This is a genomic window from Amycolatopsis granulosa (genome assembly GCF_011758745.1).
GTDB lineage: Bacteria > Actinomycetota > Actinomycetes > Mycobacteriales > Pseudonocardiaceae > Amycolatopsis_E > Amycolatopsis_E granulosa.
Window position 1 is genome coordinate 1,507,333 of record NZ_JAANOV010000001.1, and the last position, 20,551, is coordinate 1,527,883.

Genomic DNA, 20,551 nt, shown 5'->3' on the forward strand with positions numbered 1-20,551 from the left:
TGTCACCAGTTCTCGATCGACTGGGCGAAGATCGACGCCAGGTCCTCGTCGCGCACCGGCCGGGGCGAGATGGTCAGCAGCCGCTCCTGCTTGAGCGTGCCCTCGACCAGGCCGGGGATGTCGCCCTCGTCGTAGCCGACCCCGCCGATCCCGTTCGGGGTGCCGATGTCGCGCATCAGCGAGGACAGCACGAACGGCAGCTGGTCCACCGGGTCGCGCTGCTCCGGCGCGCCCGGGTCGAGGATCCGCGCCGCGCGCAGGTGCTTGTCCGGGTTCGTCGGGAAGGTGAACCGGAACGCCGCGGGCGCGGTCAGCGACACCGACTCGCCGTGCGGCACCATGGCCTCGTCCTGCGGGTAGTTCTTCGGCCGGTACTCCTTCACGCGGCCGGCGATCGGGTACGCGCAGGCGTGCGGGATGTGCACGCCGGCGTTGCCGAACCCCATCCCGGCGAACGTCGCGGCCAGCATCATGTCGGTCCGGGCAGCGAGGTCACCCCCGTTGAGCACCGCCTTGCGGAACGACCGCGCCAGCAGCGTCAGCGCCTGCTCGGTCCAGGCGTCGGAGATCGGGTTGGACCCGCAGTAGGCGACCCGGGTCTCCGCGCGGTGCCGGGGGAAGGAGTCGAACGGCTTGGCCGTGTAGGACTCCAGCGCGTGGCACAGCACGTCCATCCCGCTCGCCGCGGTCACCTCCGGCGGCATGCTCAGCGTCAGCAGCGGGTCGACCACCGCCATCGACGGCCGCAGCCGGGGATGGCTGATGCCGGACTTCACCTTCAGGTCGAGGAAGTCCATGATGCACACCGGCGTGGTCTCCGAGCCGGTGCCGGCCGTGGTGGGCACCGCGACGAGCGGCTTGAGCGGCCCGGCCGGCGCCTTGCCCTGGCCGATCGGCTTGTTGACGTAGTCGTAGAGGTCCGCGGGATAGGTGGTCATCAGGTTGATGGCCTTGGCGGTGTCGATCGACGAGCCGCCGCCGACGGCGATGAAACCGTCCCACTGCGACTGACTGGCGAAGTCGACCGCGGCCTGGATGCTCACGTCGGTCGGCTCGACGTGCACCTGGTCGTAGGTTTCCACGGTCAGCCCGCCGGCCTTGGCGGCCGCGGCCACCCGTTCCGGCACTCCGGTCGCGGCGACGCCCGGGTCGGTGACGATGAGGACCCGCTCGGCGCCCATCTGGGCGAGGTCCCAGCCGATCTCGTCGACGGCGCCGGCGCCGAACTTCAGTGGGGTGGCACCCCAGGTGAAGACGGTCTCGGTGAGGTATTCGGTCATGGCAGTCCCTTTCAGGCGAAGTACCCGTCGGGTGCGAACGGGAGGGCGGCGGCCTGTTCGGGGTCGTGCCCGAAGATCACCTCGGCGTTGGTCTCCTCGGCGATGCGGCGCAGCTTTTCCACCGACTCCAGCCAGCGCACGCTGTCCCACACGATCGCGGCGCCGATGGCCGGCGGGCCCCAGCTCTCGCCGAGGTAGACGGCGTCGGAGGTGAAGATCTTGGTGCCGGTCTCCGGCAGGTCCACCCGCAGGGACATGGTCCCCCAGGTGTGGCCCGGTGTCGCGATGACGCTGACGCCCGGCGCGATTTCGGCGTCACCGGAGACGAGTTCGTAGTCGATGCCCTCGTAGTCGGCCTTGAGGTGGGCGCCCTTGAACGGGCCGTCGATGCCGAGGGCGCCCTCGTGCTCCTCGGAGTTGACGACGATGCGGGTCCGGCCGCCGGCGAAGAGCTTGGCGTTGGCCGCGTGGTCGAAGTGCAGGTGGGACAGCACCAGCACGTCGATGTCGTCGGGCGTCAGCTCCAGCGCCGCCAGCGAGTCCTCCAGGTAGGTGGTGCCCTCCTGGACCGGGAAGAACTCCTGCAGGCCGGTCGGCGCCCAGCGGGTCTCCCAGTCCCGCGGCACGCCGGTGTCCCAGAGGATGCGCCCGTCCGGGTGCTCGATGAGCACCGCGTGGGTCGGGCAGGTCGTCCACACCGCTTCCTTGCGGGTGTTCGCCCGGTCGGTGATCGTCGCACCCGGCTTGAGCAGCAGCCAGGTCTGGTCGCATTCCATCGTCCCGGTCCGGAGCAGGTGGACCTTGCTCGGTGCCGTCATCGGTGCCTCCTTGCGCCTCGAACGAACCAGCGAGGCACACAGTGGCATGTAGCATGCTACTCAGTCAATGGCGGGGTACCCGGTCCACTCCATCGAGACCGGCGGCACCGGGTCGCCGCTCGCCGCGGCCTCCTGCCCGATCAGCAGGCGGGCCGTGTTGAGCAGGTGCGCGCGCATGCTCTCGGCCGCTTCCCCGGCCTTGCCGGACTCGATGAGCGCGAAGATCGCCTCGTGCTCGGCGAGGATGTCGGCCAGGCTGCGCGAGGTGTCCACGGTCGAGGTACCGCGCAGCAGCACCATGTCGCGCAGCGAGTCGACGTACCGCGCCAGCCGGACGTTGCCGGACGCGGAGTTGATCAGCTCGTGGAAGCGCCGGTCGGCGGCCATGAACCTCGCCTCGTCGTGCACCTGCGCCGCGACCCGCATCGTCTTGAGCTCGGCGCCCAGCTCCTTCACCCAGGCGGCCGTGCGCTGGGTGACGGCGCGGTAGGTCGCCGGCACCTCCAGCAGCAGCCGGATCGCGAAGACCTCCTCCAGGTCGTGCAGGGACGTCTGAAGGATCCGCACGCCGCGGTTGCGCTCGAAGCGCACCATGCCGCGCTCGGCCAGCTGGATCAGCGCTTCGCGCACCGGCGTCCGCGACACGCCGAGGCGCTCGGCGAGGTCGTGCACCGAATACAGTCGCCCCGCGACGAGCTCCCCGTTCACGATGGCGGTCCGGAGCTCGTCGACGATCTTGCCGGCGAGGTTGGCGTCGTTCCCGATCTGCCGCATCGCAGAAGTTTCCCACGGCGGCGGCGGTTTCACGCCCCAGGCGCCGGGTACGCCCCGGGTCATGGACGCGGAGATCACCTTGCGTGTCGACGGCACCACCCACCGCCTGGCGGTCGACTGCCGCACCACGCTGCTGGACGCGCTCCGCGAACGGCTCGGCGTCACCAGCGCGAAGAAGGGCTGCGACCACGGCCAGTGCGGTGCCTGCACGGTGCTGGCGGACGGCCGCCGGGTGCTGTCCTGTCTGACCCTCGCCGTCGCGCGGAGCGGGTCCGAGGTGACCACCGCCGCCGGGCTCGCCCCGGACGGCGAGCTGCACCCCGTGCAGCGCGCGTTCCTCGAGCACGACGGGTTCCAGTGCGGCTACTGCACGCCCGGCCAGATCTGCTCCGCCGTGGGCATGCTGGACGAGGCCGGCCGGGGCTGGCCGAGCCACGTGAGCCCGGACCTGACGGCGCACCCCGCGCTGACCCGGGCGGAGATCGCCGAGCGGATGAGCGGCAACCTGTGCCGCTGCGCCGCCTACGCCGGCATCGTCGCCGCGATCGAGGAGGCGGCCGGGTGAAGCCGTTCAGTTACGACGCGCCGGCCGACGCGGCGACCGCCGTCCGCACCGTCGCCGCCGACCCGTCGGCCGTGTTCCTGGCCGGCGGCACGAACCTGCTCGACCACCTCAAGCTCGGCATCACCCGCCCGGCTCGCCTGGTCGACGTCACGAACCTGACCTCCACCGAGATCACCGAGCACGACGGCGGGCTGTCGATCGGTGCGGGCGTGCCCAACAGCGACCTGGCCGCCGATCCGCGCGTGCGGTCACGGTACCCGGCACTGGCCGAGTCGCTGCTGGCCGGCGCGTCCGGGCCGTTGCGGAACATGGCGACCACCGGCGGGAACCCGTTGCAGCGCACGCGGTGCGTGTACTTCCAGGACGTCACGACACCGTGCAACAAGCGGACACCCGGCTCCGGCTGCTCGGCGATCGGCGGCTACACCCGCTACCACGCGATCCTCGGCGCGTCCGAGCACTGCGTGGCCACCCACCCGTCCGACCTGGCGGTCGCGCTGGCCGCGCTGGACGCTTCGGTGCGGGTGCTCGGGCCGCACGGCGAGCGCACCATCCCGTTCACCGAGCTGCACCGGCTGCCCGGCGACACGCCGCAGCGGGACACCGTGCTGGAGCACGGCGAGCTGATCACCGCGATCGACCTGCCCGCGCCGCCCGCCGGACGGCAGCGGTACCGCAAGGTCCGCGACCGGGCGTCGTACGCGTTCGCGCTGGTGTCGGTCGCCGCGCTGCTCGACGTCGCGAACGAGACCGTCCGCGACGCGCGGATCGCGTTCGGCGGGGTCGCGCACAAGCCGTGGCGCGCGTGGCAGGCCGAGGACGTGCTGCGCGGCGCACCCGCGACCGATGCGACGTTCCGCGCCGCCGCCGGGGCGGAGCTGGCGCAGGCGCGGCCGCTGCCGGGCAACGAGTTCAAGGTCCCCCTGCTGACCCGCACCCTGGTGTCCGTGCTCCGGGAGCTGTCGTGACCGCGATCGGGAAACCGCTGGTGCGGCGTGACGGCGCGCGCAAGGTCACCGGCGCCGCCACCTACGCCTACGAGACACCGGTCGACGCGCCGGTGTTCTGCCACCCCGTGCAGGCCACCGTGGCGCGCGGCCGGATCACCGCGATCCACACCGCCGAGGCCGAGGTGCTCGACGGCGTGCTCGACGTCATCACCTTCCGCACGGCCGAACGGCTGGCCTCCACCGAGGACCGCGAGCTGGCGGTGCTGCAGGACCGCGAGGTGGCCTTCCGCGGCCAGGTGATCGGCCTGGTGATCGCCCGGACCTCGGAGATCGCCCGCCACGCCGCGGAACTGGTGTTCGCGACCTACGCCGAGACAGCGCACGACACCGAGCTGTCCGCCGATCGCGACGACCTGTACGCACCGGAGAAGGTGAACCCCGCGTTCCCCACCGACACCGGGACCGGGGACGTCGACGCCGCGATGGCATCCGCGGAGGTGACGGTCGAGCGGACCTACCGCACCGCGATGTACCACAACAACCCCCTGGAGCCGCACGCGACGACGGCGTTGTGGGACAACGACTCCCTGACGTTGTGGGACTCCACGCAGGGCGTGCACCCGTCCCGCAAAGCCATCGCGAAGGTGTTCGGCCTGCCCCCGGAGCGGGTGCGGGTGGTGTGCCCGTTCGTCGGCGGCGGGTTCGGGTCGAAGGGCCTGCCGCACGCCAACGTCGTGCTGGCCGCGATGGCCGCGCGGGCGCACCCGGGCCGTCCGGTGAAGCTCGCGCTCACCCGGCAGCAGATGTTCGCCCTCGCCGGGTACCGGACGCCGACGATCCAGCGGATGCGCCTGGGCGCCACCCGCGACGGCAGGCTGACCGCGCTCGGGCTGGACGTGGTGGAGCAGACCTCGCGGATCAAGGAGTTCGCCGAGCAGACCGCGGTACCGGCCCGCATGATGTACGCCGCGCCGAACCGCGGCACCACCCACCGGCTGGCCGCGCTGGACGTGCCGGTGCCGTCGTGGATGCGCGCGCCCGGCGAGTGCCCTGGCATGTTCGGGCCCGAGGTCGCGATGGACGAGCTGGCGTACGAGCTGGGCCTCGACCCCATCGAGCTGCGCGTGCGCAACGAGCCCGGGGTGGACCCGGAATCCGGGCGGCCGTTCTCCAGCCGTCACCTGGTCGAGTGCCTGCGCGAGGGCGCGCGGCGGTTCGGCTGGGACGGGCGCGATCCGCGCCCCGGGGTGCGGCGGGAGGACGGCTGGCTGACCGGCACCGGGGTGGCGGCGTCGGTGTACCCGTCGTCGTCACGGGCCGGGACGACCGCACTGGTGCGCTTCTCCGGCGGCCGGTACGCCGTGGAGATCGGTGCGGCGGACCTGGGCACCGGGGCGTGGACGGTGCTGCCGCAGATCGCCGCGGACGCCCTGGACGTGCCGGTCGAGGAGGTCGACGTGGCACTGGGCGACACCGCGTACCCGGTGGCGGCGGTGGCCGGCGGCTCGATGGGCACGGCGACCTGGGGTTCGGCGATCGTGGAGGCGGCGCGCGCGTTCCGGGACAAGTTCGGCCGCGACCCGGACGACGGTGACGAGGCCGACGCGACGACGGGCGACAACCCGGCGCGCGAGAAGTACGCGATGTACGCGTTCGGCGCGCAGTTCGCCGAGGCGCGGGTGCACGCCGACACCGGCGAGATCCGGGTGCCGCGGCTGCTCGGTGTGTTCGCCGCCGGGCGGATCGTCAACCCGCGGACCGCCCGGTCGCAGTTCCTCGGCGGGATGACGATGGGCCTGTCGATGGCGCTGCACGAGGACAGCGTGCTGGACCCGCGGTTCGGGCACGTGGTGAACCACGACCTCGCCGAGTACCACATCGCGGTGAACGCGGACGCGCCGGACGTGCAGGCGCACTGGCTGGACGAGGAGGACCCGCACGTCAACGCCCTGGGCGTCAAGGGAATCGGCGAGATCGGGATCGTCGGCACGGCGGCCGCGGTGGCCAACGCGGTGTTCCACGCGACCGGGGCGCGCATCCGCGACCTGCCGATCACCCTGGACAAGGTGCTGCCCGCGCTGCCCTGACCGGGGCCGGCCGCGCCGGAGATCTTTTTCCGGCTGGTGAGGGTTTACCCGCCGGGCGGCCTGGGTAGCCGGGCGCCGGAGTCGCAATCCGGTGTCGCGCAGGGGTGCCGCTGGGTGCAGCAGGAGGCCCCGGTCCACCTCCCCCTCGGCGGGCCGGGGCCTCCGGCTGTCCAGGGGTCCCGCTCACCGCGTGCGGCGCGCGCGGGACAATGGCGGGGTACCCGAGCGCAAAGGACCGTTTCATGGCGAAGGCCGCCGAGCCACCTTCCGGGACCCGCGACTTCCTGGCCGACGACGTGCGGCGCCGCAAAGCCGCGTTCGACACCGTCAGCGCCGTCTTCGAGCGGTACGGCTTCGACCCCCTGGAGACCCCGGCGTTCGAACGCCTCGAGGTGTTCGCCGGCAAGCTCGGTGAGGACGCGTCGGCCCTGATCTTCAAGATCCTCAAGCGCGGGGTGCACGAGGCCACCGGCGAGGCCGACCTGGCGCTGCGCTACGACCACACCGTCCCGCTCGCACGGGTGATGGGTACCTATGGCAGCAAACTGCCCTCGCCGTACAAGCGGTACGCGATCGGCCCCGTGTGGCGCGCCGACCGGCCCGCGCAGGGCCGGTTCCGCGAGTTCGTCCAGTGCGACCTGGACACGGTCGGCTCGGCCTCGCCGCTGGCCGACGCCGAGACGCTGTGGGCGATCAACGACGCGCTCACCGAGCTGGGTGTGGCGGACTTCCGGTTCTTGGTCAACAGCCGCCAGGCCCTGCACGGCCTGCTGGAGGCGTACGGCATTCCCGAGGACTCGGGCGCGAAGGTGCTGGGCAGCCTCGACAAGCTGGACAAGGCCACCCCGGACGCGGTGATCGCCGAGCTGGCGGACCGCGGCGTGCCGGCGGCGACGGCGGAGAGCCTGGTCGGCGACGTGGTGGCCACCGACACCGACCGCATCCGCAAGCAGCTGGACACCACCGAGCGCGGCCGCGCCGGCCTCGCCGAGGTGGACAAGCTGGTGGAGCTGACCGCCGGGCTGCCGTCCGGGCGGGTGGTGTTCACCCCGCGGATGGTGCGCGGCCTGGACTACTACACCGGCCCGATCTTCGAGGTCACCGCGGCCGGTTACCCGGGTTCGATCTCCTCCGGCGGCCGGTACGACGGGCTGGTGGCGAAGCTGGGCGGACCGGACATGCCGGCGTGCGGCGGGTCGATCGGCCTGGAGCGCATCCTGGCGGGTCAAGCGGCCGGTGCCGAGCAGGCCGGTGGGCTGGACGTGGCGCTCACCGTGCTCGGCGCGGAGGACGAGGTGCTGCGGCTGGCGGGACGGCTGCGGGCCGAGGGCCTGCGCACGGGCGTCTACCTCGGCACCTCCGGCAAGCTGGCGCGCCAGCTGAAGTGGGCGAACGACCAGCACGCCCGCACGGTGCTGATCTACGGCCCGGCCGAGCAGGAGGCCGGCGAGGTCACGGTGCGGGACATGGCCTCCGGCGAGCAGACCCGGATGCCGGTCGACGACGTGCCCGCCCACCTGCGCCGGTAGCTCCGGGTCAGCTCGCCGAGGTCCCGCCGAAGGGCAGGTCGTCCAGGTTCGAGCGGAGTTCGTGCAGGTCGGCGAAGATGCGGTTCGCGCCGTTGTCCGTCAGCTCGGCGGCGCCGAACCCGCCGGTCAGCAGCCCGACCGAGGGCAGCCCGATGCGGCCCGCTGCGACGCAGTCCCACACCGAGTCGCCGATGACCACCGCCTGCTCGCCGCGCACCTTCTCCAGCGCGACCTCCAGCAGGTCCGGTTCCGGCTTGGTGGCCTCGACGTCCTTCGAACTGGTCCAGTCCCCCGCCAGCTCGCGGCCGTCGATGAGGTCGAGGTAGTGGTCGACGTGGTCGGGTTTGCCGGAGCTGGCCAGCACCACCCGGTACCCGGCGTCGCGGGCCGCCCGCAGCAGCTCGTGCGCGCCGCCGAGGGCGCACACCTCGGGCAGCATGCCGTCGGCGAGTTCCTTCCACTTGGCGCGGATGTCGTCGCCGCTTGAGTCCTCGACCTCCTGGCCGGCGACCTCGGGCACGAGCTGGTCGCCGCCCATCCCGATGGCGCGGTGGATCCGCCACACCGGCACGGTGACGCCGTAGCTGCGGAACGCGCGGAACCAGGCGAGCGCGTGGTGGTAGTTCGTGTCCACCAGCGTGCCGTCCACATCGAGCACGAGAACCTTGGCCATGCCGGACGGGTTGCCCACGCCGCTCGCCCGGGAAACCGGTCAGCCGAGCGTGCTCACATAGCCGAGCAGCCCCACCGCGGGCACGGCCGCCAGCACGAGCCGGAGGTCCGGTCGCGGCGCCGACCGCAGCAGCCGCACCCCGGAGGGCACCAGCGCCACGCACAACCCGGTGACGGCCAGGATCGACAGGACGGTCGTCCCCTTCAGCACCCCGAGCGGCAGCGCCGAGGTCGCCGCCAGCCCCAGCGCCCGCACGGGGTGCAGCACGCCGGCGCGCCAGGCACCGAAGGCGAGCACCGGCCACCCGAGCAGGATGGTGAAGGACAGGAAGCTGAACAGGTGCAGGTCACCGTAGGCGTCGGCGACGAACCCGGTGGCGAACCCGGTGCCGCCGTGCCGGGCGAGGGCAAGGGCGGCCTGGTCGAACCCGGCGTGGAAGGTCCGCTCGAACAAGCCGGCGACGACCAGGACCGCACCCCAGTGGGCCCATCCCGGCCGCGCCCGGCGGACGTGCCCGGCGAGCGCGAGCACCGCCGGGCACAACAGGACGGTGCCGCCGGACACCAAGGTGTAGGCCGCGGTCAGCAGCCCGGGGTGGTCGACGGCCGCGGCGAGCTGGTGCGGGAAGAAGAAGGGGAACGGCACGCGCAGCAGGAGGCCGGCGAGCAGCAACAGCGGCGCGGCGATCATCGTCGTGCCGCCGATCCAACGGGTTTCGCGAGTCATGGGAAGAACCTCCCAGCGCGGCCGCCGCGGCGAATCGGACCGCAGCCGACACTGCGCGCGCCCGGCATCAGACCTGGGTATGACCGCCGTGGTCGGACGTGGTGCCGCCGGGATGCCGGATATCGTGCGGTGATGAGCGAGTGGCGTGCCCGTGCGGCGGACGTGCTGCTGCCCGGGCTGCTGGTCGTCGCCGATGTCGCGGTGGCCGGCAACCTGTTGCACGAGGACCCCGGGTGGCGGTTGCCGGTGTCGCCGGCCGTCGCGCTGGTGATCGGGCTGCTGGTCCTGGCCCGGCGGCGGTGGCCAGTTCCGGCGCTGGCGTGCGTGCTGGCCGTGTCACTGGCCGCGGCGTTCCTCGGCGTCCTGTGGGACCCGTTCGCCGGCGCCGCGCTGGTGCTGTACCTGGTCGCGCTCACGCGGGAACGCTCCACCGCGCACCTGGCCGCGGCGGCTGCCGTGGCCGCCCTCGGCGGACTCGCTGCCTGGTGGTTCGCCCTCGGGGTGCCGCTGCTGGACGCGGCGTGGACGGCCGGGCGCGCCGTTCGCGCGCACCGGGCGCAGGCCGAGCAGCTGGACCGGCAACGGCAGCACCAGATCCGCACGGACGAGCGGCTGCGCATCGCGCGGGAACTGCACGACGTCGTCACGCACGGGATGGGGTTGATCGCCGTGAAGGCGGGAGTGGCCAACCACGTGGCCGCGTCCCGGCCGGAGGAGGCGCGCGACGCGCTCCGGGTGATCGAGGAGACCAGTCGCGAGGCGCTCGGCGACATGCGGCGGCTGCTCACCGCGTTGCGCGACGACACGGAGGCGCCGGCCGGCCTCTCCGATCTGCCGGGGCTGGTGACGCGGGCGGCCGCGGCGGGTGTCACCGTGGAGCTGGTGGTGGCGGCCGGGGACCTGCCGCGGCCGGTCGGTCTCGCGGTCTACCGCATCGTGCAGGAAGCGGTCACGAACGTGATCAAACACGCCGCTCCCGCGCGGTGCCGGGTCGTGGTGCGCGACGAGGCGGGCACGATCCGGGTCGAGGTGACCGACGACGGCCGCCGCTCGGGCCGTGCGGACAGTCCGGTCCAGCACGGGCACGGGATCGTCGGCATGACCGAGCGGGCCGCCCTGTACGACGGCGAGCTGACCGCGGAACGGTTGCCGGAGGGCGGTTTCCGGGTTCGCGCGCTGCTGCGGTACGCACCGGCGGAGGTTCCCCTTGGCTGAGCCGCTGCGCCTGGTGATCGCCGACGACCAGGCCCTGCTGCGGGGAAGTTTCCGGATGCTGGTGGACAACGAAGAGGACATGACGGTGGTCGGCGAGGCCGCGACCGGGGCGGAAGCGGTCGAAGTGGTCCAATCCACCCGCCCCGACGTCGTGCTGATGGACGTGCGGATGCCCACGATGGACGGCATCGAGGCGACCCGGCTGATCACCGAGCGGGCACCCTCGGTGCGCGTGCTGATCCTCACGATGTTCGACCTGGACTCGCACGTGTTCGGCGCGCTCCGCGCCGGCGCGGCGGGTTTCCTGCTCAAGGACACCCGCCCGGCCGACCTGTGCGCGGCCATCCGGGTGGTCGCGGACGGGGAGGCGCTGCTGGCCCCGGCCGTCACGCGCCGGCTGATCGCCGAGTTCGCCCGGACGGCCGAGCCCCGGCCGCCGCTCGGCCGGGAACTGGACGTCCTCACACCACGCGAGGCCGAGGTGCTGACGCTCATTGCGCACGGCCTGTCGAACACCGAGCTGGCCGGCCGCCTGCACCTGTCCCCGGCGACGGTGAAGACCTACATCGGGCGGCTGCTCACCAAGCTGGGGGCCCGCGACCGGGCCCAGCTGGTGATCATCGCCTACGAGTCCGGTCTGGTCACCGCATCCCGCGGGAGGTAAGCCCCGGTGTGGCGCGGTGTGGCGCGGTGCCTCAGTGGACGAACACCATCTGCGGGTACCGGGGCGACGGGCCGTCCAGCAGGTGGTCGTCCCGGCCGCGCAGCCACCGGTCGAAGAACGACGCGACGTAGGCCCGCTGCGTGCGCACCGCCGTCACCGGGTCGATCGTGCCCAGCGGCACGCCCAGCTGGGGCAGCAGTGTGGCCGCGTCGGTGAAGGTGGCGTGCTCGGAGCCGGCCAGTTCCAGCTGCCGCGCCCAGCCCCGGGTCGCGGCGAGGAAGGCGTCCCAGCCGGGCCCGGTGTCGGTCTCCCCGTCCTTGCCGACCAGCAGGAACGGCCGGTCCAGGCCGTGTGCCGCGGGCGGCGTCAGGCTGCCGTCGAACCAGGTCAGGTTCCCGTCCAGGTTTACCCCGGCGATCACGCGCGGGTCGGCGGCCATCGTCATCGCCGCGGCCGTGCCGCCCATCGAGTGGCCGATCATCCCGACCCGCCGCACGTCCAGCCGGGACGCGAGCGCGTCCAGCACGAAGCGCGTGTCCGCCACCCGCACGCCGAGTGCCTTGCGCAGGAACGGATCGGGGGCGCCCGGGTCGGTCATCGTCCGCACGGAGCCGTCCGGGAACTGCACTTCCGGCGCCTCCCAGGTGTGGTCGATGCTCACCACGACGTACCCGCGGCTCGCGAGGTCCTCGGTCGTCGCGGTCCCCCACGTGCGGGGCTCGCCCAGGCCGGGCGAGTACACGATCACCGGCCACCGCCCCGGCACCGGCACGGCGTCCCGGCGGGACCGCGTCGTCACGCCCGCCCAGTTCGTGCCGGCCGGCACGCCGAGCCCGAGTATCCCGTTGACGGTGACCGCATCGAAGTGCGCCGCCGCGCCGGGCAGCATGTACGGCGCCGGCGCTGCCGGGCCCGGCAGCGCCGGGTAGTGCACGGTCACCATCAGCTCCCGCGCGCCGCCCCGCCACGGGTCCGGCCGGGCCGGGTCGACCAGGTGCAGCTCGGTCTCCCCGACCCGGTGCGGACCCGTGAGCGCGGGCAGTGCGAGCCCCGGTACGGCCGGAGCCGGGGCGGCGGAAGCCGGGACGGCCGTCGCGGCGAGCAGGCCAGCCATGAGGGCGAGCAGGAACGATCTCCGCATCATGGCGATCAGGCTGCCCCAGCGTGCCCGCCGCGACATCCGGGAACATCCCGGACGCGACCCGGGAATCAACCCCGGTGCGCGGTGGCGCCTCGTTCGTCCCCGGTCCAGTCGGTGTTGAAGCCGTCCAGGTGCGGGTGGTACATCTCGTCGCCGGAGTGCTGCGTGAATTCCACCTTCACCCACAACGCGTCCAGGCCGAACATCTCCACGCAGGCGTCGATCAGCGCCTGGGCGAGACGAGCCCGGGTCTGCACCGGACGGCCGCTCCGGACGTCGCACATGATGAGCGCCGACGGGGTCGGGGGGCCGTCGTCGTGGCACCGCCACACCCCGCCTTCACCGAGGTCGTGCACGGACACGGTGAGGAGGTCCTTGCCCACTTGCATGATCTCGCCGTAGATCTCGCCGAACCGTTGCGCAAGCGCTTGCTTCGCGGCGACCGGGGTGGTCAGGGGCAGATCGATCTGGATGGATGGCACGGGTTGTCCCTTTCTGCGTGGATGGGCGCGGCGGTCGCGTCAGCGGCCGTCACGCGCGGCCGCCTCCACTGCCCGCGCGGCAGCGAAGAGGAGGTGCTCGTGGCCCGGCGCGGCGACGAGCTGCACGGCGGCCGGCAGCCCGTCGTGCAGCCCCGCCGGGACGCTGATCGCCGGCGTGCCGGTCATGTTCCACGGGCTGGTGAGGGAAAGCAGGGCCGAGCGCACTTCGAGTTCGGTTCCGTCGACGAGCGTGCTGCGGGCCCCGATCGGGGGCGCCACGAACGGGACCGTGGGGAGCGCGAGGAGGTCGTGGGTCCGCAGCAGCTCCTGGACGAGGCTGCCCAGTTCCCGGCGCGCCGCGTCCGCCCGCTCGTAGTCCGCGGCAGAGATGTTCCGGCCCTTGTCGAGCCGCGCGAAGACCTCGGCGTCGATCCGGTCGCGATCGGCGTCCAGGTGGTGCCGGTGCACCTCGAAGGCTTCGCGGCTCTGGAGCGCGGTGAACACGTCGAACAGGTCGTCGGCGCGGTCCCAGCCGGGGAACCCGGGGACCTTCTCGCAGGCCAGTCCGGCACGCGTCACCAGCTCGTGGGTCAGTTCCTCGATGCCCGGGTCGCACCGGGCGATGTCACCGGCCCGGATCCAGCCGACCGCGATCGACCGCGCGTCGTCGGGAAGGGGCCGCACGGGCTGGTCGGTGAGTGCCTGGTAGCCGAGCAGGGCGTCGTCGACGGAATCGGTGAACAGGCCGACGTGATCGAGGGTGGGCGCCAGCGGGTGCACGCCCGTGCTGGGAATGGCGTCGTAGGCCGGCTTGAACCCAACGGTCCCGCACAGCGCCGCCGGCACCCGGACCGAGCCCGCGGTGTCGGTGCCCAGTGAGAGGGGAACCATGCCCGCGGCCACGGCCACCGCGCTGCCTCCGCTGCTGCCACCCGAGATCCGGCCCGGATCGCGGGGGTTGCGCGAGGGGCCGTGCACGGAGCGGTCGCCGGTCGCGCCGTAGGCGAACTCGTGCAGGGTGGTCTTGCCGACGATGACCGCACCGCGCTCCCGCAGCCGGGTCACGACCGCCGCGTCACTCGTCGCCGGGGCGCCGGACGACGTCGCCGAACCGCAGGTGGTGGGCAGCCCGGCCATGTCGATGAGGTCCTTGACGGCGACCGGGATGCCGTGCAGGGGGCCGCGGTCGAGACCCGAAGCCAGTTCCTGATCCGCCCGCCGCGCCGCCTCAGCGGCCCCGGCCTCGTCCACCAGGACGAAGGCGTTGACGGTCGCGTTGCGGTCCCGCACCGCCCGCACCGCGTCGGCGGCCAGCTGCGCGGCGGAGATCTCCCCGCGGCGCAGCGCCCGCCCGAGGTCGGTGATGGAGGTTCCCGGTGTCTGTGTCATGAGGAAATCCCTGGTACGAGGTGGAGGAGCGGCACGATCGCCGCGGTGGAGAAGCTCATCGAGGCCACGTTCCCGATGAACGGGTGGAAGCTGCCCGGCAAGCGGCGTGAGATCGCCGCCGCGAGCGGGGGCCCGACGAGTGCCCCCGCGAGGGCGCCCGCGACGACGGACCCGACGGTGCCGCCCAGAGCCAGCACGGTCGCCGGTGCCACGGACACCACCGGCACGAACGTCGGGTAGAAACCCAGCGCCCGCCACTTCTTCCGCCACATCAGGACGCCGGCGAGCGCGGTGAGGGCCTGGCTCGCCAGCACGGCCAGGAACAGCCCGGTGCTGTAGGCGAGCGCCGACGGGCTGACCAGGTAGGCGAGGACGGCGGCGGCCAGCATGGCGCCGCTGGCCCACTCGTTGCCGAAGAACTGCGCCTCGCTGAAGTCGGCGAGCGCCCGGCGGAGGACCCACCACGGTGACGTCGACGGAGCGGACGGGGTCACCGCCGCCGCCGGCACGGACCGCCACTGTCCGGGCGGCGGCATCCAGGGCAGGAACCGGCACGCCCCGAACGCCACGAGGGCCCCGAGCCACATCCCCGCCGTGGCCCCGACGACCGGGGGCAGGTGCGCCGGCCCGCAGACGTACTCGACCACGAGGATCGACGCCGGCGGGGTCACCAGCGCCCCGGACACGGCGGCCGTCACGCAGACCCGGAGCGCGGGCCCGTAGAGGACGACCATGGCCGGTGCGGTGGCGACCAGCGGCACGAAGAGGGGCTGCCACAGTCCCGGTCGCAGCGTCCACCCCCAGGCCAGGAGGCCCAGGGCCAGGCTGACCACGGCGGTGCCGACCACCGGGGGCCAGATCCCGGTGCCGCAGGCCTGCACGAACCCCGCCCACCGCCGGGAGGTCCGCTGCGCGAGGTGCGCGAACAGACCGCCGAGGAACAACCCGAGGCCGGCGGCGGCCACGGCGTAGAACTGCGGTTCGCTCATCGCGGTGACCAGCCAGGAGGCCAGACCCCGGACATCGGTGTAGTCGCCGGCCCATTGCCGGCCGTCGGAGCGACTGGTCGTGGCGGCTACCACGACCACGAAGACCACGAAAATGGCACAACCGGCCGCAGCGGTGACGCGCGCGGCGCTGCGCGAGACGGGAACGCCCCCGTTGGCGTTCGAGGCCGTCATGTCGTCACCGGGGCAGCGGCGCGCTGCCGCGGTAGCCGAGCATCTGGTCGTAGAGATCCGTGCGGCGATCGCGGTGCAGGTCGTTCAGCTGGTTCCAGATCGGGGCGGTGCGGGCCGCCGTGAGGTCGACGTCGGCGTAGATGATGGTGTCCTCGTCGGGCCCGGCGATGCGGTCGATGGGCCAGCCGTTCGTGCCCGCGATGAGCGAGTTGCCCATGAAGCCGGCGCCGCGTTCCTGGCCGATCCGGTCGGCGGTGGCGATGAAGACGTTGTTCGCGTGCGCGGCCGTCATCGTGAGGTACGCGGCCATGCACACGCCGCTCGCGTCGTACAGCGGCGGTGGCGTCCAGACCCAGCCGGTGGGGATGCAGATGATGTCGGCGCCCATCTGCGACACGATCCGGGCCGTCTCCGGGAACCAGATGTCCCAGCACACCAGCAGCCCGATCCGGCCGATGCGGGTGTCGAAGACCTGGAAGCCTTCGTTGCCGGGGGTGAACCACAGCTTCTCGGTGTTCCACAGATGGGTCTTGCGGTAGCGCCCGACGTACCCGTCGGGGCCGACCAGGACCGCGGTGTCGAACAGCTGGTGGCCGTCCTGCTCGACCACGCACCCCACGATGTACACGTCCCGCTCGGCCGCGATGCGGGCGAACGACTGCACGCTGGGGCCGTCCGGGACCGCCTCGGCGTGTGCGAAGGCCTCATCGCGGGTCTCGAAGACGTAACCGGTGGTGGCCAGCTCGGGCAGGACGATGAGGTCGGCGCCGCCGTCCGCGGCGGCGATCAGGCGCTCCTCGACCGCCGCCGCGTTGGCCTTCAGGTTCTCCACGCCCACCCGGGGCTCGAACTGTGCGACCGCGACCCGGACCGGGCTGACCCGGGTGTCCTGGCCGGCCTGCGTCTCTTCCGTCATGGCGTCTCCTCGGCTGCCCAAAGTGGTTTCACTTTGAAACCATGAGTGGCAACCCTAGAGCACTGTGGTTTAAACTTGCAACCACTCCGGAGCAGATTTCCGGCGCACGACGAACAAGGGGGACACCGATGGGAGCGCGGGGCGTGAGCCACCGGCAGGCGGAATGCCCGGTCGCCAGGACCGTGGACGTGATCGGCGACCGGTGGTCGCTGCTCATCATCCGCGACGCCTTCGACGGCATCCGCCGGTTCAGCGAGCTGCAGCGGAACCTCGGGCTCGCCAAGAACATCCTCGCGACCCGCCTGCGCGAACTCGTGGCCCAGGGCATCCTGGAGGTCGTCCCGGCGGCCGACGGGTCCGCCTACCACGAGTACGCGCTGACCGACCGGGGCCGCGAGCTGTTCGGCGTCATCGTGGCGCTCCGCAAGTGGGGCGAGGCGCACCTGTTCGACGAGGACGAGCCGCGCTCGGCGCTGCTGGACGTCGAGACCGGGCGTCCCGTCGAACTCCAGGTCACGAACGCGGCCGGTCAGCCCATCAGCGCCGGCGACGCGTTCGTGCGCAAGGTGGCCGCGACCCCGGCCCGAGCCGGCTGACCACGCCGCCGCCGGCTACTGCCCGGTGTGCACGACCTCGGCCGCCCAGGGGCGCTCCTGCGTGTGCAGGGCCCAGTAGTGCTCGGCGATGTCGTCGGGATCGAAGGGGGTGCCGGGCGCGACCGGGCCGTCCACCGTCACCGACGCGACATGCACGCCGGACGGCCCGTACTGCGCGTCCAGGAGCGACACGAGCGTGCGCACGCCGGCCTTGCCCAGCGAGAGGCTGACGTAGCGCGGGTCCGGCTCCGGCATGCCGCCGGTGATCAGGATCGTGCCACTCCCCCGCTCCGCCATGGCCGGGGCGACGTGCGCCGCCGCGGTCAGCGCGCCCACCACGTTCACCGCCCACGCGTCCAGGTGCCCCCGGGCGGACAGGTCACCCGGCCCGTCCGGCTGGATGATCGCCGCGTTGTACACCAGCACGTCGGGCGTGCCGAGCTCGCCGGCCGCGACGTTCAGGGCACCCCGCAGCGCGTCCTCGTCCGTCGCGTCGGCGACCAGCGCACGGGCGCCCGGCACCGCCCGCTCCGATCGCGCGATGGTCACCACCGGCAGCCCTTCCCGCACGAATCGCCGTGCCACGGCCTGTCCGATGCCCGGTCCCGCTCCGATGATCACTACTCCGCTCATGGCACCGACGGTAGAACCCTGACACGGTGACAGGGTCAAGACCGCGGCTGGGCCGGCCGGCCGCGTGCGCCGCGCGTCAGCGGATCTTTTCGCCGTAGACGCGGTCGACCTTCAGCGTCATCAGCACCCGGCGGTCGGCGACCATCACCTGCCGGTACTCGTCCCAGTCCGGGTGCTCGCCCGCGGCGCGGCGGTAGTAGTCGACCAGCGCGCCGACCTCCGGGCCGTGCGGATCGGTGCCCGGTCCGGTGAGCGTCACCGTGCCCTCGGCGGTCGCCCACGCCCACCCGTCGGAGCTGGTGACCTCCAGCGCGGCCCGCGGGTCGCGGCGCAGGTTGCGCGTCTTGGCCCGGCCCTCGGTCATCGACACCAGCACCACCCCGGCCTCGCGGTCGTAGTAGGGCGTGACCGGCGAGAGGTGGGGCAGGCCGTTCGCCTTGATCGTGGCGAGGACGGCGATCCTGCTCTCGGCGAGCAACTGGTGCGGGTCGAAGGACGTACTCATGATCGCTCCTTGTCGGGTGCCTGGAACTGCTCGATCACCGAAACGTAGCTGTCGCCGCCGTGTCCCGCCGCCACCGCGCGCCGCGCCAGCTCACGGGCGAACGCCGGTGGCCCGGAATCAACCCCGGCGGCCACGCTCTCCTGGACGACCTGGTCGATGGCGGCCAGGTGGGTGTCGAGGGTGGCGTCGACGGGCGGGTACCGGCCCTCGTCGATCTGGCGCGCATATCCGGGCAACCATGCGGCGACCGTCTCGATTCCCGCACCGGCGAACGGGACGAACGACTCCGCCGGCACCCCCGCGGCCCGCAGCAGGGCGGCGCTGTGCAGGAACCCGTTCAGGATGCCGTACATCAGGCCCAGCACGGCGGTCTCGTGCAGTGCGGCCAGGCCGGGGTCGTCGCCGAGGAAGGTCGCGGCGCCGAGGTCGCGCAGGAGGTGCTCGTGCTCGTCGAAGGCCGCGCGGTTTCCACTGTAGACGATCGCGGATGCGGGGGTGCCGATGTCGGACGGGGCCGCCATGATGGCGCCGTCCAGGTAGCGGCTGTGGCGCGCGGCCGTCTCCCGCGCCTCCCGCGAAGCACCCGAGCTCAGGTTCACCACGACCCGGCCGTCCAGGTCCCCGGCGGCGTCGAGGACCTCCCGCACAGCCGCGGAGCCGGTGACGCACACGATCACGACCGGGCTCGCCGCAACCGCCTCCCGCACGGATCCGGCCACGACTGCCCCGGGGAGCGCGTCCGCCTTGCCGGGCGAACGGTTCCACACGGTGGTGGTGTGCCCGGCGCGCAGCAGCGCACCGGCGAGGGCCCGGCCCATCAGTCCCAGACCGAGAACGGTCACGGCGTGTTTGGTCATGGCACGATGGTGGACGTTCAGACCGGTGTGAAGGTCAAGGGAGGAACCAGGGTGCTGATCGGCGAACTCGGCAGGCGGACGGGTGTCAACGCCCACCAGCTGCGCTACTACGAGGCCCAGGGCCTGCTGAAACCCACCCGGGGCGGCAACGGTTACCGCGAGTACGACGAGGACGCGGTGGTGACCGTCACCCAGATCCGGCACCTGCTCGATGCGGGCCTGTCCACCGAGGAGATCGCGGTGCTGCTGCCGTGCGCCAGCGGAGCGGAACCGGAGCTGGAGCCGTGCGACGAGCTGGTGACCGTGCTGCGCGGACGGCTCGACGGGCTCGACGGGCACATCAGCGCGCTGCTGCGCGCCCGCCAGACCCTGCACGGTTACCTGGAGGCCACGGAACGCCGGTGGGACGCGCGGCGGACCGCGGCGGTCTAGCCGTGCCGGCACCCGGACGCGCGGGATCCCGCGTCCGGGGGACCCCACCGTTTCCGCCCGGGCGTCCCGGGTACGCGAACGGTGAGGAGGTAAGCGCCATGAACATGTTCGACAAGGCCAAGGACGCACTGAGCAAGAACCCGGACAAGGCCGACCAGGGCATCGACAAGGCCGCCGAGGCCGCGAAGGGCCGGTTCGGCGAGCACGGGGACCAGATCGACCAGGCGTCGGAGAAGGCCAAGGAGTACGTGCGCGGACAGGGGCAGGAGCAACCGCCGGGGCAGGAGCAACCACCGCAACCGCCGGGGCAGGAGCAACCGCCGCAACCGCCGCCGCAGTGACGCACGACCCCACCCGGCCGTCGAACGGGCCGGCCCCGCCTTCCCGGCGGAGCCGGCCCGTCGCCGTACCGCGCCCGATGTGTGCGAAGCACCGCGGCCCTGGTCAGGCCGCGTCGGCCACCGCCGCGATAAGCCTGGCGAGTTCGGCCGGCTTGGTCTGCATGGGCCAGTGGCCCGAGTCGATGTCCACGAAGCCCAGGTGCTTGACGTTCGCGAGCTCGGCCACGTCACCGGCCTTGATCCACTCCCGCGCCTGGGCCGGGGTGAACTCGGGGCACACCACCACGACCGGCACGTCGAAGCGCCGCTCGTCGGTCAGCCGCACCACGCCCCTGGCGACCCCCTCGGGAACGGGGATCGCGGCGGCGGCGAAGGCGCGCCTGGCCTCCTCGTCCAGGTCGGCCGAGTCCGGCCCCTCGAACGCGGCCCAGCCGGGGAACGGCAGGACGCCGTCCCGCAGCTCGAAGAATCTCGCGTAGCGCTGTCCGTCGGCGGCTGGGAACCCGCCGACGAAGACGGCCCCGGAGATCTGGTCCGGCCGTGCGTCGGTGGCCAGCCACGCCAGGCTGCAGGCGGCCGAGTGCCCGACCACCAGCGGCTTGCCCGCGGCGGAGTCCACGGCGGCGAGCACGACCGCCACCTGGTCGTCGAGCGTGGCGGAAGCGGATCCGTCGCCCTGGCCGGGCAGGGTGACCGGCACGGGACGATGGCCGAGCAACCGGAGTTCGGAGGCGACCACGTCCCACGCCGATCCGTCGAGCCACAGACCGGCGATGAGCACGATGTCCATGCGCCGC

At 72.9% G+C, this 20,551-nt stretch carries 23 protein-coding genes; 9 read left to right on the forward strand and 14 right to left on the reverse strand.

Translation table 11 applies throughout. From position 1 onward, the window contains the following. Positions 1-2: 2 nt before the first annotated feature. From FHX45_RS07155 to FHX45_RS07165, 3 genes are read right to left on the reverse strand one after another with little or no spacing between them, the layout of a single operon-like run. Positions 3-1,280 carry a hydroxyacid-oxoacid transhydrogenase gene (locus FHX45_RS07155; RefSeq protein WP_167097806.1) on the reverse strand — a complete coding sequence of 426 codons (1,278 nt, stop codon included), beginning with the start codon at positions 1,278-1,280 and terminating at the stop codon, positions 3-5. 11 nt (positions 1,281-1,291) lie between these two features. Beyond that, entirely contained in the window at positions 1,292-2,098 is an 807-nt protein-coding gene (locus FHX45_RS07160) for an N-acyl homoserine lactonase family protein (RefSeq protein WP_167097808.1), read from the reverse strand. Positions 2,099-2,158: 60 nt separating this feature from the next. Continuing rightward, on the reverse strand, positions 2,159-2,872 hold the full coding sequence (locus FHX45_RS07165) for a GntR family transcriptional regulator (protein ID WP_167097810.1): 714 nt from the start codon (positions 2,870-2,872) through the stop codon (positions 2,159-2,161). A 61-nt stretch (positions 2,873-2,933) separates the two neighbouring features. Here FHX45_RS07165 and FHX45_RS07170 point away from each other — a divergent pair, with 61 nt between their 5' ends. The 4 genes from FHX45_RS07170 to hisS all read left to right on the forward strand — a co-directional run bounded on the left by FHX45_RS07170 (position 2,934) and on the right by hisS (position 8,003). Continuing rightward, on the forward strand, positions 2,934-3,437 hold the full coding sequence (locus FHX45_RS07170) for a 2Fe-2S iron-sulfur cluster-binding protein (RefSeq protein WP_167097812.1): 504 nt from the start codon (positions 2,934-2,936) through the stop codon (positions 3,435-3,437). Beyond that, a complete protein-coding gene (locus FHX45_RS07175) occupies positions 3,434-4,405 on the forward strand; it encodes an FAD binding domain-containing protein (protein WP_167097814.1) in 972 nt (323 codons plus the stop codon). Before FHX45_RS07170 ends, FHX45_RS07175 begins: the two co-directional genes overlap by 4 nt. After that, positions 4,402-6,474 carry a molybdopterin cofactor-binding domain-containing protein gene (locus FHX45_RS07180; RefSeq protein ID WP_167097816.1) on the forward strand — a complete coding sequence of 691 codons (2,073 nt, stop codon included), beginning with the start codon at positions 4,402-4,404 and terminating at the stop codon, positions 6,472-6,474. Before FHX45_RS07175 ends, FHX45_RS07180 begins: the two co-directional genes overlap by 4 nt. A 242-nt stretch (positions 6,475-6,716) precedes the next feature. Beyond that, positions 6,717-8,003, forward strand: a complete 1,287-nt coding sequence (gene hisS, locus FHX45_RS07185; protein ID WP_167097818.1) for a histidine--tRNA ligase — start codon at positions 6,717-6,719, stop codon at positions 8,001-8,003. A 7-nt stretch (positions 8,004-8,010) separates the two neighbouring features. Here the strand turns inward: hisS and FHX45_RS07190 are convergent, their stop codons facing one another. Next, positions 8,011-8,676, reverse strand: coding sequence for an HAD family hydrolase (locus FHX45_RS07190; RefSeq protein ID WP_167097820.1), 666 nt, complete (start codon positions 8,674-8,676; stop codon positions 8,011-8,013). 39 nt (positions 8,677-8,715) lie between these two features. Then, a complete protein-coding gene (locus tag FHX45_RS07195) occupies positions 8,716-9,402 on the reverse strand; it encodes a hypothetical protein (protein WP_167097822.1) in 687 nt (228 codons plus the stop codon). 132 nt (positions 9,403-9,534) lie between these two features. On the opposite strand from FHX45_RS07195, the gene FHX45_RS07200 reads away from it, so the two are divergent. Both FHX45_RS07200 and FHX45_RS07205 read left to right on the forward strand, forming a co-directional pair. Further along, positions 9,535-10,617: a sensor histidine kinase gene (locus tag FHX45_RS07200; protein ID WP_167097824.1), complete on the forward strand. Its 1,083-nt coding sequence runs from the start codon at positions 9,535-9,537 to the stop codon at positions 10,615-10,617. Then, the gene (locus FHX45_RS07205; protein WP_279588848.1) at positions 10,610-11,281 is read left to right on the forward strand and encodes a response regulator; all 672 of its coding nucleotides are present in this window, start codon (positions 10,610-10,612) and stop codon (positions 11,279-11,281) included. The genes FHX45_RS07200 and FHX45_RS07205 overlap by 8 nt, the downstream gene beginning before the upstream one ends. A gap of 31 nt (positions 11,282-11,312) precedes the next feature. Here FHX45_RS07205 and FHX45_RS07210 read toward each other — a convergent pair whose 3' ends face one another. From FHX45_RS07210 to FHX45_RS07230, 5 genes are all read right to left on the reverse strand, one after another. Then, positions 11,313-12,425: an alpha/beta hydrolase family protein gene (locus tag FHX45_RS07210; RefSeq protein WP_208405836.1), complete on the reverse strand. Its 1,113-nt coding sequence runs from the start codon at positions 12,423-12,425 to the stop codon at positions 11,313-11,315. A gap of 65 nt (positions 12,426-12,490) precedes the next feature. Beyond that, positions 12,491-12,904, reverse strand: a complete 414-nt coding sequence (locus FHX45_RS07215) for a tautomerase (protein ID WP_167097828.1) — start codon at positions 12,902-12,904, stop codon at positions 12,491-12,493. 39 nt (positions 12,905-12,943) lie between these two features. Beyond that, positions 12,944-14,293 (reverse strand): amidase, encoded by a 1,350-nt coding sequence (locus tag FHX45_RS07220; RefSeq protein ID WP_167097830.1) that lies wholly within the window; start codon positions 14,291-14,293, stop codon positions 12,944-12,946. Beyond that, positions 14,290-15,474, reverse strand: coding sequence for a hypothetical protein (locus tag FHX45_RS07225; RefSeq protein WP_167097832.1), 1,185 nt, complete (start codon positions 15,472-15,474; stop codon positions 14,290-14,292). The genes FHX45_RS07220 and FHX45_RS07225 overlap by 4 nt, the downstream gene beginning before the upstream one ends. 4 nt (positions 15,475-15,478) lie before the next feature. Beyond that, on the reverse strand, positions 15,479-16,390 hold the full coding sequence (locus tag FHX45_RS07230; protein ID WP_167097834.1) for a nitrilase family protein: 912 nt from the start codon (positions 16,388-16,390) through the stop codon (positions 15,479-15,481). 128 nt (positions 16,391-16,518) lie between these two features. Here FHX45_RS07230 and FHX45_RS07235 point away from each other — a divergent pair, with 128 nt between their 5' ends. Beyond that, entirely contained in the window at positions 16,519-16,986 is a 468-nt protein-coding gene (locus FHX45_RS07235) for a winged helix-turn-helix transcriptional regulator (RefSeq protein ID WP_167097835.1), read from the forward strand. Between the two features lie 15 nt (positions 16,987-17,001). On the opposite strand, the gene FHX45_RS07240 is transcribed toward FHX45_RS07235, so the two are convergent. The 3 genes from FHX45_RS07240 to FHX45_RS07250 form a co-directional block, all read right to left on the reverse strand. Beyond that, positions 17,002-17,619 carry an SDR family NAD(P)-dependent oxidoreductase gene (locus FHX45_RS07240; protein ID WP_167097837.1) on the reverse strand — a complete coding sequence of 206 codons (618 nt, stop codon included), beginning with the start codon at positions 17,617-17,619 and terminating at the stop codon, positions 17,002-17,004. A gap of 76 nt (positions 17,620-17,695) precedes the next feature. Further along, the gene (locus FHX45_RS07245; RefSeq protein WP_167097839.1) at positions 17,696-18,124 is read right to left on the reverse strand and encodes a PPOX class F420-dependent oxidoreductase; all 429 of its coding nucleotides are present in this window, start codon (positions 18,122-18,124) and stop codon (positions 17,696-17,698) included. Beyond that, a complete protein-coding gene (locus tag FHX45_RS07250; RefSeq protein ID WP_167097841.1) occupies positions 18,121-18,981 on the reverse strand; it encodes an NAD(P)-dependent oxidoreductase in 861 nt (286 codons plus the stop codon). The genes FHX45_RS07245 and FHX45_RS07250 overlap by 4 nt, the downstream gene beginning before the upstream one ends. A 51-nt stretch (positions 18,982-19,032) precedes the next feature. Here FHX45_RS07250 and FHX45_RS07255 point away from each other — a divergent pair, with 51 nt between their 5' ends. Continuing rightward, the gene (locus FHX45_RS07255; RefSeq protein ID WP_167108568.1) at positions 19,033-19,413 is read left to right on the forward strand and encodes a MerR family transcriptional regulator; all 381 of its coding nucleotides are present in this window, start codon (positions 19,033-19,035) and stop codon (positions 19,411-19,413) included. Between the two features lie 98 nt (positions 19,414-19,511). Next, positions 19,512-19,754: an antitoxin gene (locus FHX45_RS07260; protein ID WP_167097843.1), complete on the forward strand. Its 243-nt coding sequence runs from the start codon at positions 19,512-19,514 to the stop codon at positions 19,752-19,754. Between the two features lie 103 nt (positions 19,755-19,857). Here FHX45_RS07260 and FHX45_RS07265 read toward each other — a convergent pair whose 3' ends face one another. Beyond that, positions 19,858-20,544 carry an alpha/beta fold hydrolase gene (locus FHX45_RS07265; RefSeq protein ID WP_167097845.1) on the reverse strand — a complete coding sequence of 229 codons (687 nt, stop codon included), beginning with the start codon at positions 20,542-20,544 and terminating at the stop codon, positions 19,858-19,860. Between the last annotated feature and the right edge of the window lie 7 nt (positions 20,545-20,551).

Bases quoted from the DNA above. Each gene is read 5' to 3' on its own strand.
- FHX45_RS07155 (WP_167097806.1), bottom strand. From the start codon at position 1,280: ATGACCGAATACCTCACCGAGACCGTCTTCACCTGGGGTGCCACCCCA.
- FHX45_RS07160 (WP_167097808.1), bottom strand. From the start codon at position 2,098: ATGACGGCACCGAGCAAGGTCCACCTGCTCCGGACCGGGACGATGGAA.
- FHX45_RS07165 (WP_167097810.1), bottom strand. From the start codon at position 2,872: ATGCGGCAGATCGGGAACGACGCCAACCTCGCCGGCAAGATCGTCGAC.
- FHX45_RS07170 (WP_167097812.1), top strand. From the start codon at position 2,934: ATGGACGCGGAGATCACCTTGCGTGTCGACGGCACCACCCACCGCCTG.
- hisS (WP_167097818.1), top strand. From the start codon at position 6,717: ATGGCGAAGGCCGCCGAGCCACCTTCCGGGACCCGCGACTTCCTGGCC.
- FHX45_RS07190 (WP_167097820.1), bottom strand. From the start codon at position 8,676: ATGGCCAAGGTTCTCGTGCTCGATGTGGACGGCACGCTGGTGGACACG.
- FHX45_RS07195 (WP_167097822.1), bottom strand. From the start codon at position 9,402: ATGACTCGCGAAACCCGTTGGATCGGCGGCACGACGATGATCGCCGCG.
- FHX45_RS07200 (WP_167097824.1), top strand. From the start codon at position 9,535: ATGAGCGAGTGGCGTGCCCGTGCGGCGGACGTGCTGCTGCCCGGGCTG.
- FHX45_RS07210 (WP_208405836.1), bottom strand. From the start codon at position 12,425: ATGATGCGGAGATCGTTCCTGCTCGCCCTCATGGCTGGCCTGCTCGCC.
- FHX45_RS07220 (WP_167097830.1), bottom strand. From the start codon at position 14,293: ATGACACAGACACCGGGAACCTCCATCACCGACCTCGGGCGGGCGCTG.
- FHX45_RS07225 (WP_167097832.1), bottom strand. From the start codon at position 15,474: ATGACGGCCTCGAACGCCAACGGGGGCGTTCCCGTCTCGCGCAGCGCC.
- FHX45_RS07230 (WP_167097834.1), bottom strand. From the start codon at position 16,390: ATGACGGAAGAGACGCAGGCCGGCCAGGACACCCGGGTCAGCCCGGTC.
- FHX45_RS07235 (WP_167097835.1), top strand. From the start codon at position 16,519: ATGGGAGCGCGGGGCGTGAGCCACCGGCAGGCGGAATGCCCGGTCGCC.
- FHX45_RS07240 (WP_167097837.1), bottom strand. From the start codon at position 17,619: ATGAGCGGAGTAGTGATCATCGGAGCGGGACCGGGCATCGGACAGGCC.
- FHX45_RS07245 (WP_167097839.1), bottom strand. From the start codon at position 18,124: ATGAGTACGTCCTTCGACCCGCACCAGTTGCTCGCCGAGAGCAGGATC.
- FHX45_RS07250 (WP_167097841.1), bottom strand. From the start codon at position 18,981: ATGACCAAACACGCCGTGACCGTTCTCGGTCTGGGACTGATGGGCCGG.
- FHX45_RS07260 (WP_167097843.1), top strand. From the start codon at position 19,512: ATGAACATGTTCGACAAGGCCAAGGACGCACTGAGCAAGAACCCGGAC.
- FHX45_RS07265 (WP_167097845.1), bottom strand. From the start codon at position 20,544: ATGGACATCGTGCTCATCGCCGGTCTGTGGCTCGACGGATCGGCGTGG.